The following is a 16,041-nucleotide window of genomic DNA, read 5'->3' on the forward strand; positions in this document are numbered from 1 at the left end:
TCAGGGAGTGATGCTGGCGCGGATATCGCGCTTGCCGTCGGCGGCAGCGAACGCATCGTTGATGTCATCGAGCGAATAAGACGCCGCGGCAAGCCGCTCGAATGGCAACCGGTGTTGATGCCGTTCGAGGAAGCCCAATGCGCGCGACAGCACCGCGGGGTCATACAGGGAGACCCCGACCATGGTCTTGTTGGTGAAGACAAACCGGGACGGGTCGAACGCGAACGTCTGGCCGATGTTGATGTTGCCGATCTCGACGTAACGTCCGAACTGCGCAAGCATCTGCAGACCCTCGTCGATGGCCGATGGATGGCCGACAACCTCGACCACCACGTCGGCGCCCTGGCCGCCGGTCAGCTTGCGCACCGCTTTCGCGCGGTCCTTGGGGGTAGCGACCTCGTTGAGGTCCAACACCGCGTCGGCCCCGAATGCGGTGGCGAGCTCGAGACGTTCGGGCACGCCGTCGATGGCGATCACGTTGGCGGCGCCGCGTGCCTTGGCGACCGCGACGGCGTAGAGGCCGAGTGCGCCTGCGCCTTGGACCACGACGTGTTCACCGAGCTGCAAGTCGACACGTTCAAGTCCGTACATGACCTGTGAGAGAGCGCAATTGGCACCGGCGGCAATCTCGTCGCTCACGCTGTCGGGAACGCTGTAGACCACTGCCCCGGCCGGGATCAGGTAGTAGTCGCCGTAGCCACCGACGAAGTACGGTGGCTCGTCGGCGCGGCCGAGCATGGCCATTTTCAGGTTCAGGCAGGCGTTGCGTCGCCCGGCAAGGCAGTGGCGGCACCGGTGGCAGCAGTAGAAGTAGGGGAACACCACTCTGGTGCCCGCGCTCAGCGGTTTGCCGTTGGAGTCGGTGCTCACTCCGTCGCCCAGTACCTCGACCGCACCGACCATCTCATGGCCCAACACAGTGGGCAGCTGTCCACCCAAGCCGCGAGTGGCGAATGTGCCGTGCCAGGCATGTACGTCCGATCCGCAGATATTGGCGCGCGTGACGCGGATCAGGATTTCGCCCGGCCCCACCTCGGGCAGGGTGACCGTTTCGATCTGGAATGGCTTGCCGGGTTCATCAAAGCGCGCGATGCGGCCCTTATACACGTTGTGTCCCTTCAGTTGTTGTGGCTTCGAGGCTGAACCGCTGTCGCAGATCACGTTTGAGCAGTTTGCCGCTGGGGTTCTTCGGCAGGGAGTCGACGAAGAACACCTGTTTTGGGGTCTTGAAGCCGGCGAGGTGGTCGCGGCAGTGACGAAGCACGTCTTCTTCGGTCAGGCCGCCGCCGGCTCGCGGCACCACCGCGGCGACGACCGCCTCTACCCATACTGGATGGGCCAGACCGAACACCGCGGCCTCCTCGATTCCGCTGTGCCGGTAGAGAACCTCTTCGACCTCGCGGCTCGCGACGTTCTCACCGCCGGTCTTGATCATGTCCTTCTTGCGGTCCACCACGTGCAGCAAGCCATGCTTGTCGTAGAACCCCAAATCACCGGAATGAAACCAGCCGCCGGTGAATGCCTGCGCGGTCTTCTCCTCGGCATCGAGATACCCCAGCATCAGATGTGGGCTGCGGTGGGCGATTTCGCCGACCGTCCCAGCCGCTACTGGCACGTCGTTCTCGTCGAGGATGACAGTCTCGACGTTGACCACCGGCCGGCCGGCTGACCCCGCATGGGCATCCTGCTCATCGGGACCCAGGGCAGAAGCTAGTGGAGCCATCTCTGTCTGGCCGTAGAAATTCCACAGTCGTAGGTTGGGTAGACGCCGGCGCATCTCGTGCAGGATCTCCGTCGGCATCGCAGAAGCGCCGTAGTAGCCCTTGCGCAGACTGGACAGGTCCACCTCATCGAACACCGGGCTGCGTAACAGGCTGATCCATACTGTCGGTGGCGCAAAGTAATTGGTGACACCGTGGCGTTCAATCGTGCGCAGCACCAATTCCGGGTCGGGCCGCGGCACGATGATGCTGGTTGCGCCCAGGTAGATGTCGGTCGCCAGGAAGTTGTCCAGTTGCGCGCAGTGATACAGAGGCAGGGAGTGGATTTCGACATCGTCGCCGGACATGGAACCGGCGACGATGGTGCTGATGTACTGCCACATCAAGCTGCGGCTGCTGTGCATCACGCCTTTGGGTCGTGACTCGGTACCACTGGTGTACATCACCCGCACCAGTTGGTCGTCGTCGGGCCGGCAGTCGGGAGTGGGGGAGGTGGTGGTCAGCCATTGCGCGAAGTCGGGCCAGCCGTCCGGACTGGACTGGCCTGCAGGCATCAGCGCTGCCTTGGTCGTCACCACCGCGAGCTGCATGGCCTGCTCGGCGACCGGAACCAGCTCGCCCTCGACGATGAATCCAGTCGCTCGGCTGTGACCCAGGATGTACGAAATCTCTTCTGGTGTGAGCATGAAATTGATCGGCACCAGCACAGCGCCGGCGCGCGCGGTGGCGAAGGCCAGCACTGCGTATTGCCAGCAATTGCGGGACAACAACGCGATGCGGTCACCGGCAGACAACCCGTTGTCGTGCAACGCGGCTGCCGCGCGATCCACCAGGTGATCGAACTCGGCGAAACTCAGGACGACGTCGCCATCGATGATGGCTGTCTTGTCGGGTTGCTTGCGCGCCGACCGGCGGGGGATATCGGCGAGGCTGTGGCTGCGGGCCTGGGCGATGACGGCGGCGAGGTCGTCAGAATGCATGATCCGGAGGGTAGGCATGTCCGCGATTGGTTCGGGGTTCGTCTCCCGCTCAGTAGACAGGGTGGGGGCGGTTTGCGCCGAAATCCTTCGATACTCGACGCCATGACCGCTATCACTGAATCGTCGTCACTCGCGGATCGCGCTCCAGACCCTGACGTTCTGCGCGCCCATCTCCTGGAGGCTGACCCCGGTGTACTGGTCGCGGTGTTGGCGCAGATGACCGGTGACGCGGCGGTGATCGACCGGTACGCAGCCAAGATCAACCACATTCCCGCTCCCCCCGAGCGGACCGGGGAGACTGACCCGCAGACCGCCGAGGAACTGGCCGACGAGATCATTGCCGCGCTGGGCCGACCGCGCCCGGACGACGCGATCGCTGTCGATGACCGTGATTTCTTCGCCCGGTGTTTGCCGGTCGCACTGGGCGGCGCCGTCGACGACGAACAGGTTGACCTGCTGCTGGAGCAGAGCGGCTTCCGCCCCTCGCAGCCCACGTTGCCGCGCACGACGCCGATTCCCCAGTCCGCCACTGTCGCGATCATCGGTGCCGGCATCGCTGGCCTCGCCGTGGCGCTGGCCGCCGCCGAGGAGGGTGTGCAGTTCGAGATCTTCGACCGCAACGACGAGGTGGGCGGGACCTGGCTGACCACCACCTACCCCGGCATCGGTGTAGACACCCCGTCGGCCTACTACTCGCTGTCGCGGGATGTGAACCCGGACTGGTCGAACTACTATCCGCAGGGCGCGGAATACCAGGCATATCTGGTCTCTCTGGCCGACAAACACGATCTGCGTCGCCACATCCGCTTCGGCACCGAGGTCGAGGCACTGTGGTGGGACGAGCAGCGCGGGCAGTGGCGGATCCAGTCACGCTCCGCCGACGGAACGCAGAGCATCGACTACGCCAGTGTCGTGGTCACCGCTGCCGGCTATTTGAATCGTCCGCGCTTCCCTGACCTCAAAGGCCGAGATACCTTCGCCGGTATCAGCGTTCACTCGGCGCAGTGGGATTCGTCGTTGGATCTGGTGGGCAAGAGGGTGGCAGTCATCGGCGCAGGCTGCACCGCAGTGCAGATCGTCGATGCCTGTGTCGACGAGGTCGAAAACCTGACGGTGTTCCAACGTCAACCGCACTGGGTGGCCCCTCGCAAGCGCCTGACCGATGCGGTCCCAGAACACCGTCGCTATCTGGGACGAGTGCTGCCCTACTACTCGATGTGGCATCGGGCCAAGTCGTACTGGGGTACGGCCGACAACAACTACCCGATCATCCTGCAAGACCCCGAGTGGTCCAAGACTCACCTGTCGATTTCGCCGGCCAACGACGTGCTGCTGCAGATGTGCCTGGACTACATCGACCGGACATTCGGTGCCGGAACCGAATTGGCGCAGAAGGTCACACCTGATTTCGCGCCGTACGGTAAGCGCATCATTCGCGATCCGGGTGGCTACTACGCGGCGTTGACCCGCGACCACGTCGCCGTGGAGGCCAGTGAACCGGCCGAGGTCAACGCAAACGGCATCGTCACCGCTGACGGCCGGCAGATCGACCTGGACGTCATCATCTACGCCACCGGTTATCATCTCGACTTCTTGTCAACCGTCGATATCCGCGGCCGTGACGGCAAGACCCTGGCCCAGGAGTGGGGTGACAGTCCGCGTGCCTACCGGGGCGGGACCGTCGCAGGGTTCCCGAACTTGTTCATCACCTCGGCACCGAACTACAGCCCGGGACACGGTGCAGGCGCCAATTTCTCGATGGAAGTGCTGGCGCATTACATCGTGGAGTGCCTGCAACTGATGGCTCTGCGTGGCGCGTCGACGATGGAAGTCACGCAGAGCGCTTACGAAGATTACGTCGCGGAGATCGACGAGGCGATGCAACGCACCGTCTGGTGCCACACGCCCAATGCCCACACCTACTACCGGTCGGACTCCGGCCGCGTCGTGGTGTCCACACCGTATCGGCTGGTGGACCTCTGGCAACAGCACCGAGCACCGATCGAACAGGACTTCACTCTCCGATGAGCCAGATACTTGCCGGCAGAACGGTATTGGTAACCGGAAGTAGTCGTGGGATCGGTCGGGCGATCGCGCAGCGCCTGGCTGCAGAAGGTGCGACGGTCGCGGTGACCGCGCGCTCCTACACACCCACCCCATCCACGCGTGCCGGCGTCAGCGAGGCAATTCCAGGCACGATCGAGGAGACCGTCGCGCTCATCGAACGGGCAGGCGGGTCGGCATTCGGTCTGGCCGCCGACCTGGAGGACGGTGCTGCCCGCGACACACTGGTCGAGTCCGTCGTCGAGCGCACAGGCCGGCTCGACATCCTGGTCAACAACGCGGGTTTCGCCGACTACGGGGTGGTCGTGGACATGCCCGTGGAGACGTTCGATCGCACTGTCGAGCACTACCTGAAGACGCCGTTCGCATTGACGAAAGCCGCCGTGCCGCACATGCGTACCCAGGGCGCAGGGTGGATCGTCAACATCGGCTCGGTGACCGGGGTGGCCCCGGTGCGGCCGTACCGGGACTACAACAAGACGGCGGGCGACGTGATCTATGCGTCGTGCAAGGCTGCGCTGCACCGGTTCACCCAAGGGGTGGCCGCCGAACTGCTCGATGCCGACATCGCGGTGAACTGCGTCGGACCCTCGACGGCGGTGCGTACGCCCGGTGCGGCGTCGCTGATTCCGGACAGCTTTCCGACCGAACCGGTCGAGTACCTGGCCGAAACAGTATTGGCGATGTGTCACCTACCCGCCGCGGAGCGGACCGGTCTGGTGGCGTTCAGCCTGCACTACCCGTGGTCGCAACAACTTCCGGTGCACTCGCTCGATGGCGCTACGGTGTTACCGCCATTGCAGCCTCCGGCAACGGCGAATCCGCATGTCCTGCCAGCGGGAGTGTAGTAGCGGTTTGTTCGGCGCCGATTTTTGTCGGTGGTCGGTGCGATGATGGGGGCATGTCCTCGGTGACAGCTTCTTTGGACGGCTCCCCGGTGTTGCCGGGTGACCGTTTGGAGGTGCTGTTCGAGGAGTTGTCGCAGCTCTGTGGGCAGCGTAACGCCATCGACGGGCGCATCGTCGACATCGTGGCCGAGATCGACCGCGACGAACTGTGCGGGATCACCGGCGCTCGCTCGGTACCGGCCATGGTGGCCTGGAAAACTGGTGTCTCACCGGCCAACGCCGAAACCCTGGTGGCTGTGGCGCGGCGCCGCGAGGAATTCCCCCGCTGCACCGATGCTTTGCGCGAGGGCCGGCTGTCCCTGGATCAGGTCGGGGTGCTGGCCAAGCGCGCCGCGCCCGGTTCGGATACGCACTACATCCAGTTGGCCGAGAACGCCACCGTGCAACAGCTCCGTACCGCGGTCAAACTCGAGCCATGCTCCGAACCCGAAGCCAAACCTGAACCGCAGTGGTTCTTCAACAAGGCTGAGGGCGACGGGTACACCACGTGGCGGATCCGGCTGCCTCGGGTGGAAGCAGCGAAATTCGACGCCGCGATGCAATCGCACCGCGATGGGTTGATCGCCGACTGGAGACGTGACCACGGCGAGGATGACCGGGACACCGACGGGGATCGCGGCGAGGGTGTTCAGGCGCGACCGTTCCCTGACAATGTCGACGCCTTCATGAGCCTGATCGAAGCCGGCTGGGACACCGAAGTGGCGCGCCGCCCGCACGGTCAACACACCGCCGTCGCGGTGCATCTGGACATCAAGGACCGCATCGCCGCACTACATCTGGGTCCGGTGCTCACCGACGAGGAACGCCAATACCTCTTGTGTGACGCCACCTGCGAGGTATGGCTGGAACGCAACGGTCAGCCCATTGGCGCGGGACGGGCCACGCGGACCATCAGCCGCCGACTGCGCCGCGCCCTGGAACACCGCGACCATTGCTGTGTGGTTCCCGGCTGTGGGGCAACACGCGGCCTTCATGCCCATCACATCGTGCACTGGGAAGACGGCGGCGCCACCGACCTCGAGAACCTCGTGCTCGTCTGCCCGTATCACCACCGGGCACACCATCGTGGCCTCATCGTCATCGCCGGGCTCGCTGACCATCTCGTCGTCACCGATCACACCGGAAAACGATTACCCGGCGGGTCACTGGCCCGCCCGCCGACCACACCCTTACCCGACGTCCCGTCTTACCGCGGCCCGACGGGCGAACGCGCCGACTGGTGGTGGTACACACCGTTCGAACCACCCCCACCCGCAGCCGCTTAGGCGGGAGGTCAGGAGAGCACGGGAGCGGGAAGGTCGCAGAAGCTGTGGCAGACGCGATCACGGACGATGATGTCGGTGGTCTCGGGATCGAACCAGCGGTCGACCACCGCCCAGTGGATCGGGTGCATGAGGTAGGGACCCATCAGTCCGTCGACGTCGGTGAATTCCTGTTCGAAGACGTGGGTCCATTCGCTGGTCCCGATTGCCTGCTCGACCCGGCTGAGCTGCCATGCGGCGATGGTGGGGACGTATCGGGGCATCATCGACAGTTCACTCTCGAATGCTGCGACGGTCTCGGCATCCACCTCCGCGGGTACACGCAGTAGCAGTGCGCGGTACACGGTGCCACTGCCGCGGCGGAGCGGAGCTCCCTGGTAGGTCACACCGTTGACCCGGGAGATCGCCGGGTCGCTCAGTGCGTCGTCGAAATCGCTGTTTTCCCAGGCATCGTCGTCGGCGAAGCGCAGATGCACCAGGATATCGCCACCATTGCGGGATCCCGGTGCGGTCGGCTCGACCAGCACCCGCGACGCCCCGCTGCGCTCGGCCGCCGCGCGCAGTGCGCCCAGCACCCGGCCGCTTTCGGCCTCGGCGACGTCGACCAGACGGGTGACCGCGAGCGTGGCTGCGCCCGGTGCCGGGTCGGGGTTGGAGGCTCCAGGCTCGGCGACGTCGGCAGCGGCGGCGGCAACGCTGCGGCTGCGTTCGACGACCAGATCGGCGATGCTGTGCCACCACTGAGCGATGCCCGGGTCGGGGCGGCCCTGCCAGGTCATCTCCCACCAGGCCTGTGGACTGGGCAGGACCCAGGTGATCGTGACGACGTTGGGTTGGTCGTCGAACCAGATGGGTGGACTGACCAGGACATCGCGCAGGGTCATGCCCCGTGCCCGAGCGCCCGGGGCATATCCGGCCAGGTAGGCGTCGATGAATTCCTGGGCACAGCCCGGGGCGGTGACCACTCGGTCGATGACGAAAACCTCAGCCATGGCGTGAGATTACGACTCGTCACCATGGCGGACCGGCCGCGTTCCCGGCCATCGGGAAACCACCGTTGACGATCGGCAGTGGCAGCGCGAAAGTGTGCCGATGACCGATCCGTTCAGCCCCGCCCAGCTCGGCCCAGTGCGGTTGCGCAACCGCGTGATCAAGGCCGCGACATCTGAAGGTCGATCACCCGACGGACTGGTCACCGATGACCTCATCGCGTTTCACCGGAGTTTCGCCGAAGGCGGGGTCGGCATGACCACCGTGGCCTACTGCTGTGTTTCGCCGCAGGCCGCCAGCGCTCCCGGACAGATCGTGATGGACGCCAACGCGTTGCCCGGCCTGCGCCGGCTCACCGAAGCAGTGCATGCCGCCGGGGCGGCGATCTCGGCGCAGCTGGGGCATGCCGGTGTGGTGGCGCAGAAGAAGCTGACCGGCGTGACGGCCTTGGCGCCGAGCCGGTTCATCAACCCCACCTCATTCGCCTACTGCCGTGAGATCACCCGCAGCGAAATCGACATGGTGATCGATCAGTTCGGTGACGCCGCCAAGATCGCGGTCGATGCCGGATTCGATGCCGTCGAACTGCACTTCGGTCATCTCTACCTACCGAGCTCGTTCCTGAGCCCACTGATCAATCGCCGTAAGGACGAGTACGGCGGTGATATCGACAACCGATCGCGGTTCGTGCGGGAGATCGCGGCGCGGGTGCGCGAGGTGGTCGGCGATCGGGTCGCGGTGATCGCCAAACTCGATATGGACGACGGGCTCCCGGGCAGCATCTGGATCGACGAGGCCCTGCGGACCGCGCAGCTGCTCGACGCCGATGAAACGCTGGATGCGATCGAACTCACCCAGGGTTCGTCGGTGTACAAGCCGATGTACCTGTTTCGCGGTGACGTGCCGGTCAAGGAGTTCGCCAAGGTGATGCCGTCGGCGTTGCGCCCGGCGATCCGGCTGCTCGGGAAACAGACGATGGGTGTCTACCCCTATCAAGACCTCTACATGTTGGAAGCCGCACGACAGTTCGTTCCCGTCATGCGCAACACCAAACTGATTCTGCTGGGCGGCATCACCGACCGAGGGCATGTCGAGACGGGGCTGAGTGAAGGGTTCGATTTCGTCGCCATGGGACGGGCGTTGCTGCGCGAGCCTGACCGGGTCAACACCATGATCGACGAGCCGGCGTCGCGTAGCCGCTGCAACCACAACAACAAGTGCATGGTGACGGTGTTCGGCCGTACGCACTGCGTGCTGGACCCCGACCAACGTTACGGCGTCTCGTCAACGGCCAAGCAGATCACCTAAGGCGCGGCTGGCCTGTCGTCGTGCGCGGTGGGCGATATCGAGCATCGGCATCGTCATGAAACCGTGAATGCCGCCCTCGAAGGCACATCGCACGGTCGGTACACCGGCAGCTTCGAGGGCCTCGGCATAAGCGATGCCCTCGTCGCGTAATGGGTCGTGGCCGGCGATGACCGTGATTGCAGGCGGAAGTCCGGCCAGATCGGCGCGCAGGGGGGATGCGTAGGGGTCTGTGCGATCGCCGACCACTGGCACGTACTGGTCCCAATACCACTGCAGCGCTGGGCGTGGGTTGTAGAAGCCCCGGCCGAACGCCCGGTAGGAGTCGGTGTCGAAATCTGCGGCGATCACCGGATAGAGCAGCAGCTGGGCGGCCAGTGCCGGCCCGCCACGGTCACGAGCCATCAGGGTGGTTACCGCGGCGAGATTGCCGCCTGCGCTGTCGCCGCCCACTGCGATGCGGGACGGGTCGGCGCCGAGTTCGACGGCATGGTGGGCGGCCCAGCAGGTGGCGGCGTAGAGGTCTTCAGCCGCCGTGGGCCAGCGGTGTTCGGGCGCTAATCGGTAATCGACCGAAACCACCACGGCTGGAATGAGATTGGCCAGGCTTCGGCATAATCCGTCGTGGCTGTCGAGATCGCAGAACACGAATCCGCCACCGTGGGCGTAAACCAGCATGGGCAGTGGTTCCGGAGAGTCCGGGCGGTAGACCCGGACACCGATGCTCCCGTTGTCGAGGGCCACTTGGTGGTCGACAACGGAAGCAACCGGCTCAGGCTGGGGGTTGGCGACAAAGCGGGCGCGGATCTCGGCGCGGGCTTGTGCGCCGGTCATCGTGTGTACGGGTGGGAAGCCCGAATCGAGGGCCTCGATCAGACCTGCGATCTGAGGGTCGAGGGTCATGCCGGCAGCAGGGTCGCCGCGGGCCGCGGCCCGGCAGGGGCGGTGCCGCGCAGCGGTCGTAGCGGCTGCAAGGTCGGCACCACTCGGTGGGGGCCGTCTTCGGCGTTGCGCCAGATGCCCATTGCCGTCATCCGCACCGGGGCAGCCAACCGCTGATCGAATGTCATCCGGCTCATCGGGCCACACACCGACACCGCTGCCACGGCTGCCCCGGCCGGGCCGACTGGCGCTGCCACGCAACCGAATCCGGCTAGGGATTCTTCCCGCTCGAACGCCACGCCGTGGGCGCGAACCTTTGCCAGCTCGGCCGCCAGCTGCCGTTCCGTGCTGATCGAGAATCGCGTCTTGCGTACGGTCAAGTCGACCTCGACCGACGAGTTGTCGGCCAGGATCGCCTTGCCGACGGCCGTGCAGTGCGCGGGCTGGCGTCCGCCGATGCGCGTCGGGATGGCAGCCACCATCTGATCGCCGATCTTCTCCAGGTACACCACGTCGGAACCGTCGAGTACCGCCAGCTGGACCACGAGCCCGGTGGCTCGGTGCAGATCGCGCAACAGTGGAATCGCGGCCCGATGGATGCGGTCCTGGTGTAGCGCCAGCGATCCCAACTCGACCAGCCGCATTCCCAGCTCGTAGTCGCGACCGTCACGACGAAGCCAGCGCAAATGCACGAGGCGCTCGAGGATGCGGTGGGCCGACGAGCGCGGCAGGCCGGTGCGGCGGACGATCTCGGCCAGAGTCAGTCGGCCAGGACCGTCGAAGACATCGAGGACCAGGGAAACCCGGTCGATGACGGCGCTGGGCGTCTCGCCCGACTTCTCGACAGCCATTGTCATGAGAGACCTCCAACCCTGAGTCATATACCCGAGCGGCATATGACTATTAGTCATATGACTGTTTGTAGCATAGGAGTGTGGGTGTTGTCACATAAACGGCTGAATGCGAGTCACGACACGACGAAGACCCCCACCCGAGGGCGGGGGTCACGCGGCGCGATGCGCCAGATTTACCGTCGTGAACTGCGGCTATCCCTTGGCAGCGGCCTGCCCGGCGCGGCGACCGTAGAAGCTGCCGTCACCGAGCGAAACACCGCTGGCGTAGCCCCAGGCCGCCAAACCGGCGGTGCAGCGTCCGGCAGCGAAGAGCCCCGGGATCGGGTTGCCGCTGACATGGAGCACCTCGGCATTGAGCGTGGTGTGCAGGCCACCGAGGGTGAAGCCGCCAGTGCTCTCGCGGAGGTCGATGGCAGCCACCGGGGAACCGATTGGGCGCAGCCACTGCTCCTTCTTGTGCAGCAGCGGATCCTCGCCCCGTGCGGCGCCTTCGTTATAGGCCGCGATGGTGGATTGCAGCGACCCGGCAGGCAGGCCGATCTCGGCCTCCAACTCGGCGACCGTCTCGCAGACCCAGGTTGGCGGGCGCATCATCAGCAGCGGCGTCAACGAGGATTGAGCTTCCTGTTGAGCTATGTCGTCGATGATCAGGTATGCGGTGTTGTTCTGGTGGTAGAGCGTGAGCTGGCCGGCCCGGCCGGGGTAGGTGTCCTCGGCGACGTAGCGCTGGCCGCGTTCGTTCACCAGCACCCCACGTACCAGTTGTTGCGGGTCGATGAACAGCGCCACCTCGGTCGCGTCCATATGAGCCAGATCAGCACCCAGCGCTTGAGCCATCCGGATGGCCTGCCCGTCGTGTTGCTCGATCGAGGCGGCCGGCCGGCCGGCGATGCGGGGAGCGTACTGAGCCACCATGGCGTCGTTGTAGGCAAAGCTGCCGGTGGCCAGGACCACGCCCCGACGCGCTCGGATATCGACCGTGGTGCCGTAGCGCCGGGCCCGGATGCCGACGACGCGGCCTTCGGGCTCCACGATCAGAGACTGCACGCGCACGTCGTAGAGCGCACGCGCCCCGGCCGCGGTCGCAGTGTCGACGAGGCCCTTCATCAGCATGAAGCCGGCGCTGGCCTCGCCCTGCTTCTTGTTCTGCATCTGTGGCACGTGGCCACGGGGCGCGGGGGTGGCGATGGTGTTGAACGGGTAGGAATTCTCGCCGCCGCTGTACATGAGTCCCTGATCGCCCATGGGTTCCCAGCCGGGCTCGCCGAAGAACTCGGCTTTGAACGGGACGCCGCAGCCCACGAGCCAGTCGAAGTGCGCGACGCTGCCCTCGCAGTAATCGGCGATGCGGTGCTCATCGGCACCGGGGCCCATGGCGGTGTTGAGGAAGGCCGCCATGTTGTCGACCGAATCCTCGAAGCCGCAGGCCTTTTGGATGTCAGTGCCACCGCCGAGGTAGATGAAGCCGCCCGCCATCGACGCGGCGCCACCCCACGATCCGCTGCGTTCGAGGACCAGGACATCGGCGCCGGCGTGCGCCGCTTCGACCGCGGCTGCTGCGCCGGCCACCCCGTAGCCGGCGATGACCACGTCAGCCTCGTGGTCCCAATTCGCCACGTCGGTCGCAGTGATTGGGTGGGGATCAAATGCCGTATTGGTCACGGCCGCATCGCTTTCGGAAGATCGCTGACCCAATGATGTCCCCAGTAGCTGTCGGCGGTGATCTCTTCTGCGGTGTAGTAGGCCTCGTCGACGCGCATGCCCTCGGTGCCGAACTCGATGTCCCAGTCGCCGGGTGCCCGCACATAGAAGGACACCATCTTGTCGTTGGTGTGCCGGCCCAGCGTGGACGACAGCTGGAAGCCCTCTTCGTTGACCCGATCCAGTGCTTGGCCAACCGCATCGAGGGTGTCGACCTCGACCATGAGGTGGATCAGCCCGGGGTCACGCAGATTCTGCGCGGGGCAGATCGCCAGGCTGTGGTGACGTTGATTGACGCCCATGAACCGCACCCGCACCGGGCCGAACTCCGGTGGAACCGGGACCCGGAAAGCGCCGCGCGACTTGAATCCCAGTACTTCTGTGTAGAACTCGAACAGGCCGTTGACGTCGAGTCCTGGCAGCACGACGTGCCCCAGCCCCTGCTCGCCGGTCACGAACGTCGCGCCGTGCGGTGTGACGACGGGGGAGTGGTCCAGGACCGCGCCGTGGAACACCTCGAGTGCGGTGCCTGCCGGATCCTCGAAGGCGATGACCTCCTCGACCCGGCGCGCGTCCGCCTCGTCCAGCGACAACTGCTTGAACGGCACACCGGCGGCCTCGAGCGCGCTCTTGACCTGCTCCAGGTCCGCGTGGTCGCGCACCTCCCAGCCGACGGTCATGATCTTGTCGACGTCTCCGGGTACGACGATGATGCGGGCCGCGCGTTCGTCCATCCGCAGGTAGAGCGCAGCCTCGTCAGGGCCCTTGCCCTGTGCGAATCCCAGTACGTTGAAAGCAAAGTGGCGCCAGCGTTCGATATCGGAGGCGGCGACGGTGACGTAGCCGAGGCTCTTGATCAGTCCCATGTGTGCTGTCCTCTCAGATCATTGCCCGCAGCGGACCCTGCGGATCGATACCCAACGAACTCAGAGCGGAAGCGTGATAGACCGTGCTCGGAACGTGGATGGCGTGCGCTTGGCCGACGTGCACATCGCGCCAATACCGCTGCAGCGGCTTGTCCATCCGTGCGGCGTTCCCGCCGCAGCGCGCGAAGATCTCGTCGACCGCTGACACGGCCCGCCACACCGCCCGCACCTGAGTGCGCCGGCCGGCGGCGCGGTCCTCGAAGGACACCTCTTTACCCGAGTCGACGATGTCGTAGATGCGGTCGACATTGGAGAGCAATTCCTGTCGGGCGGCATTGATGTCCGCGGCGGCCTCGCCGATCGCGTACATGACGTAGGGGTCGTCCTTGATAGCCACACCGCTGGAGTTCACGCGCTCCCGTTGGTAATCGAGTGCGGCCGCCAGGGCACCCTCGGCGATGCCGATGGTTGCCGAGCTGATGCCGAGCGGGAACATCGTCGACCATGGCATCAGGTAGAGGGTTTCGGTCATCCCAGCCTCGCGCTGCGCGGTTCCGTCCATCACCTTCATCGCGTCCATCGTCCGGTACGACGGCACGAAGGCGTCCTTGACGATGACGTCCTTGGAGCCGGTGCCACGCAGGCCCACGACATTCCATGAGTCATCGACGATCTCGTAGTCCTTGCGCGGCAGGATCATGTGCAGCATCTGTGGCGGCATCAACGGCTTGCCGTCGGCATCGCCGATCATTGCGCCCAGGAAAATCCAGTCGCAATGGTCGGTGCCCGAGCTGAACTGCCAGCGGCCGTTGAAGATGTAACCGCCGTCGACGGGCTTCGCCACGCCCTGCGGCGCGTACGGCGACGCGACCCAGGTGTCGACATCATCGGCCCAGATCTCGGCGGCGACCCGAGGGTCGGCGTACGCCAGCTGATAGGGATGCACACCCACCACGCCGTTGATCCAGCCGGCGGACGGGTCGAGCGCAGCGGTCGCCATCACGGTCTCGGCGAACTCACGCGGATGGACCTCCAAGCCGCCATGAGCCTTGGGCTGCAGCAGGCGGATATTGCCCGCCGACTTCATGAACTTGACCGTCTGGTCAGTGAGCTTGCCGATCTTCTCGGCTTCGGCGCCCTGGTCGCGCAGCTGTTCAGCGTTGTCGCGCACCCGGTCGATTACCTGCTCGGTCATTATTTGGTCCTATCGTCGAGGGCTCTCTTTGATGATGTACCGACTCGTTGCCCGCGATGCGGACAAATCCCGGTCAGCGGAAATCTGGGTGCACATACCGGCTCAGAACTCGATGTGAATGTCGTCGGAGACCGGTCTGGCCTGGCAGCCCAGGATCACACCGTCGGCGATATCCTCCGGCTCGAGGATGTCGCAGGTGGCCATCTCGACCTTTCCGCGCACCACGGTGGCTGCGCACGATCCGCACTGACCTTCTTTGCAGGAGAACGGCACATCCACGCCAGCGGCCACCAGGGCGTCGACCAGGGTCGCGTCCCGGGTCCACCGCAACCGGTGGCTTGCCCCGTCAAGATCGACTTGCAGGGCGGCGTTGTTCCCGTCGTCGGAATCACTTGCAGCGGAAGGAGCATCATCGGTGAACGGGTCGCCGGACAATGACTGGAACACCTCGAGATGGATCTGTCCACGCGGCACCCCGGCCTCGGTGAGCGACTCCTTGATGACCGCCATGAACGGTGCGGGTCCACAGACGAACGACTCCAAGCCCGCAGACCCCGCGAAAACAGTTTGGGTGAATCCGCTCAGCTGAGCGCGGGTCGGCAGGCCCTGGATCGATTCGAGCCAGTGCAGCACCGTCAACCGGCCGGCATAACGGGCCGCGAGTTCACGTAGTTCGCCGGCGAAGATCACCGAACGTTCGTCGCGGTTGGCGTAGCACAGAATCACCCGCCCGGTGCCGGCCGCCAACACCGATTTCAGGATCGACATCACAGGCGTGATACCGCTGCCCGCCGCCCACAAGAGGAAGTCAGCGTCGAGGCCGGCGGGGGTGAACACACCCGATGGTGGCAATACCTCGATGGTGTCACCGACTTTGACGTTGTCGCACAGCCAATTCGAGCCGTAGCCATCGGCGGTGCGCTTTACGGTCACCTTGGGCGCGGGATCGGTGTGCGGCGAACTGGCCAGCGAGTAGCAACGGGCCACCGACCCGGTCAGCTCACTGGGCACCCGCAACGTCAAGAACTGTCCGGGTTTGTACGAGAACCGGTCGCGCTGATCCTCAGGAACGGTGAATACCAGCGACCGGGCGTCGTGGCTCTCGTCGATGACATCGGCCACCGTCACCAGCACACTCCGGCTGCGACCGAGGCCCGCCCCGTCGGCCGCGCCGACTGTTTTGTTGTTGAATTCGACGTCGGTCATGGGCGGAGATTGTGGCGGGCAAGGCTGACGGCGCCAACCCGGCAGTTCCGGTGGCCGGGAGGATCACGGTCGGCGTCCGGTGACCGGGAACAGTTGCGGGCACGCCT

General features: G+C 65.3%; 13 protein-coding genes. 4 read left to right on the top strand and 9 right to left on the bottom strand.

Annotated elements, in window-relative coordinates:
• Positions 1–1,107: a zinc-binding dehydrogenase gene (locus HBE63_RS29740; RefSeq protein ID WP_166908675.1), complete on the bottom strand. Its 1,107-nt coding sequence runs from the start codon at positions 1,105–1,107 to the stop codon at positions 1–3.
• The gene (locus HBE63_RS29745; protein WP_166908677.1) at positions 1,100–2,701 is read right to left on the bottom strand and encodes an acyl-CoA synthetase; all 1,602 of its coding nucleotides are present in this window, start codon (positions 2,699–2,701) and stop codon (positions 1,100–1,102) included. The genes HBE63_RS29740 and HBE63_RS29745 overlap by 8 nt, the downstream gene beginning before the upstream one ends.
• Before the next feature lie 102 nt (positions 2,702–2,803).
• Here HBE63_RS29745 and HBE63_RS29750 point away from each other — a divergent pair, with 102 nt between their 5' ends.
• From HBE63_RS29750 to HBE63_RS29760, 3 genes are read left to right on the top strand one after another with little or no spacing between them, the layout of a single operon-like run.
• On the top strand, positions 2,804–4,729 hold the full coding sequence (locus tag HBE63_RS29750; protein ID WP_166908687.1) for an NAD(P)/FAD-dependent oxidoreductase: 1,926 nt from the start codon (positions 2,804–2,806) through the stop codon (positions 4,727–4,729).
• Complete coding sequence (locus tag HBE63_RS29755; protein WP_166908689.1) at positions 4,726–5,613, top strand: SDR family NAD(P)-dependent oxidoreductase; 888 nt, start codon at positions 4,726–4,728, stop codon at positions 5,611–5,613. Before HBE63_RS29750 ends, HBE63_RS29755 begins: the two co-directional genes overlap by 4 nt.
• A gap of 53 nt (positions 5,614–5,666) precedes the next feature.
• Positions 5,667–6,938, top strand: coding sequence for an HNH endonuclease signature motif containing protein (locus tag HBE63_RS29760; protein ID WP_166908691.1), 1,272 nt, complete (start codon positions 5,667–5,669; stop codon positions 6,936–6,938).
• Positions 6,939–6,946: 8 nt separating this feature from the next.
• Here the strand turns inward: HBE63_RS29760 and HBE63_RS29765 are convergent, their stop codons facing one another.
• Positions 6,947–7,927, bottom strand: a complete 981-nt coding sequence (locus tag HBE63_RS29765) for a Dabb family protein (RefSeq protein WP_166908693.1) — start codon at positions 7,925–7,927, stop codon at positions 6,947–6,949.
• 100 nt (positions 7,928–8,027) lie between these two features.
• Between HBE63_RS29765 and HBE63_RS29770 the strand changes: the two genes are divergently transcribed.
• Positions 8,028–9,233: an NADH:flavin oxidoreductase gene (locus HBE63_RS29770; protein ID WP_166908695.1), complete on the top strand. Its 1,206-nt coding sequence runs from the start codon at positions 8,028–8,030 to the stop codon at positions 9,231–9,233.
• On the opposite strand, the gene HBE63_RS29775 is transcribed toward HBE63_RS29770, so the two are convergent.
• From HBE63_RS29775 to HBE63_RS29800, 6 genes are all read right to left on the bottom strand, one after another.
• Complete coding sequence (locus HBE63_RS29775; protein ID WP_166908697.1) at positions 9,210–10,133, bottom strand: alpha/beta hydrolase; 924 nt, start codon at positions 10,131–10,133, stop codon at positions 9,210–9,212. The two genes, HBE63_RS29770 and HBE63_RS29775, sit on opposite strands and share 24 nt — an antisense overlap.
• A complete protein-coding gene (locus HBE63_RS29780; protein ID WP_166908699.1) occupies positions 10,130–10,969 on the bottom strand; it encodes an IclR family transcriptional regulator in 840 nt (279 codons plus the stop codon). The genes HBE63_RS29775 and HBE63_RS29780 overlap by 4 nt, the downstream gene beginning before the upstream one ends.
• Before the next feature lie 189 nt (positions 10,970–11,158).
• The gene (locus HBE63_RS29785) at positions 11,159–12,583 is read right to left on the bottom strand and encodes an FAD-dependent oxidoreductase (protein WP_243858374.1); all 1,425 of its coding nucleotides are present in this window, start codon (positions 12,581–12,583) and stop codon (positions 11,159–11,161) included.
• A 41-nt stretch (positions 12,584–12,624) separates the two neighbouring features.
• Complete coding sequence (gene bphC / locus HBE63_RS29790) at positions 12,625–13,533, bottom strand: biphenyl-2,3-diol 1,2-dioxygenase (protein ID WP_166908703.1); 909 nt, start codon at positions 13,531–13,533, stop codon at positions 12,625–12,627.
• 13 nt (positions 13,534–13,546) lie between these two features.
• A complete protein-coding gene (locus HBE63_RS29795) occupies positions 13,547–14,728 on the bottom strand; it encodes an acyl-CoA dehydrogenase family protein (RefSeq protein WP_166908705.1) in 1,182 nt (393 codons plus the stop codon).
• Positions 14,729–14,830: 102 nt separating this feature from the next.
• Positions 14,831–15,934: a ferredoxin--NADP reductase gene (locus HBE63_RS29800; RefSeq protein ID WP_166908707.1), complete on the bottom strand. Its 1,104-nt coding sequence runs from the start codon at positions 15,932–15,934 to the stop codon at positions 14,831–14,833.
• Positions 15,935–16,041: the final 107 nt, after the last annotated feature.

Origin of the sequence: Mycobacterium sp. DL440 (assembly GCF_011745145.1) — a bacterium.
GTDB lineage: Bacteria > Actinomycetota > Actinomycetes > Mycobacteriales > Mycobacteriaceae > Mycobacterium.

Excerpts from the sequence above, each read along its gene's own strand:
- HBE63_RS29745 (WP_166908677.1), bottom strand. The coding sequence starts at position 2,701 with ATGCATTCTGACGACCTCGCCGCCGTCATCGCCCAGGCCCGCAGCCAC.
- HBE63_RS29750 (WP_166908687.1), top strand. The coding sequence starts at position 2,804 with ATGACCGCTATCACTGAATCGTCGTCACTCGCGGATCGCGCTCCAGAC.
- HBE63_RS29755 (WP_166908689.1), top strand. The coding sequence starts at position 4,726 with ATGAGCCAGATACTTGCCGGCAGAACGGTATTGGTAACCGGAAGTAGT.
- HBE63_RS29760 (WP_166908691.1), top strand. The coding sequence starts at position 5,667 with ATGTCCTCGGTGACAGCTTCTTTGGACGGCTCCCCGGTGTTGCCGGGT.
- HBE63_RS29765 (WP_166908693.1), bottom strand. The coding sequence starts at position 7,927 with ATGGCTGAGGTTTTCGTCATCGACCGAGTGGTCACCGCCCCGGGCTGT.
- HBE63_RS29770 (WP_166908695.1), top strand. The coding sequence starts at position 8,028 with ATGACCGATCCGTTCAGCCCCGCCCAGCTCGGCCCAGTGCGGTTGCGC.
- HBE63_RS29775 (WP_166908697.1), bottom strand. The coding sequence starts at position 10,133 with ATGACCCTCGACCCTCAGATCGCAGGTCTGATCGAGGCCCTCGATTCG.
- HBE63_RS29780 (WP_166908699.1), bottom strand. The coding sequence starts at position 10,969 with ATGACAATGGCTGTCGAGAAGTCGGGCGAGACGCCCAGCGCCGTCATC.
- bphC (WP_166908703.1), bottom strand. The coding sequence starts at position 13,533 with ATGGGACTGATCAAGAGCCTCGGCTACGTCACCGTCGCCGCCTCCGAT.
- HBE63_RS29795 (WP_166908705.1), bottom strand. The coding sequence starts at position 14,728 with ATGACCGAGCAGGTAATCGACCGGGTGCGCGACAACGCTGAACAGCTG.
- HBE63_RS29800 (WP_166908707.1), bottom strand. The coding sequence starts at position 15,934 with ATGACCGACGTCGAATTCAACAACAAAACAGTCGGCGCGGCCGACGGG.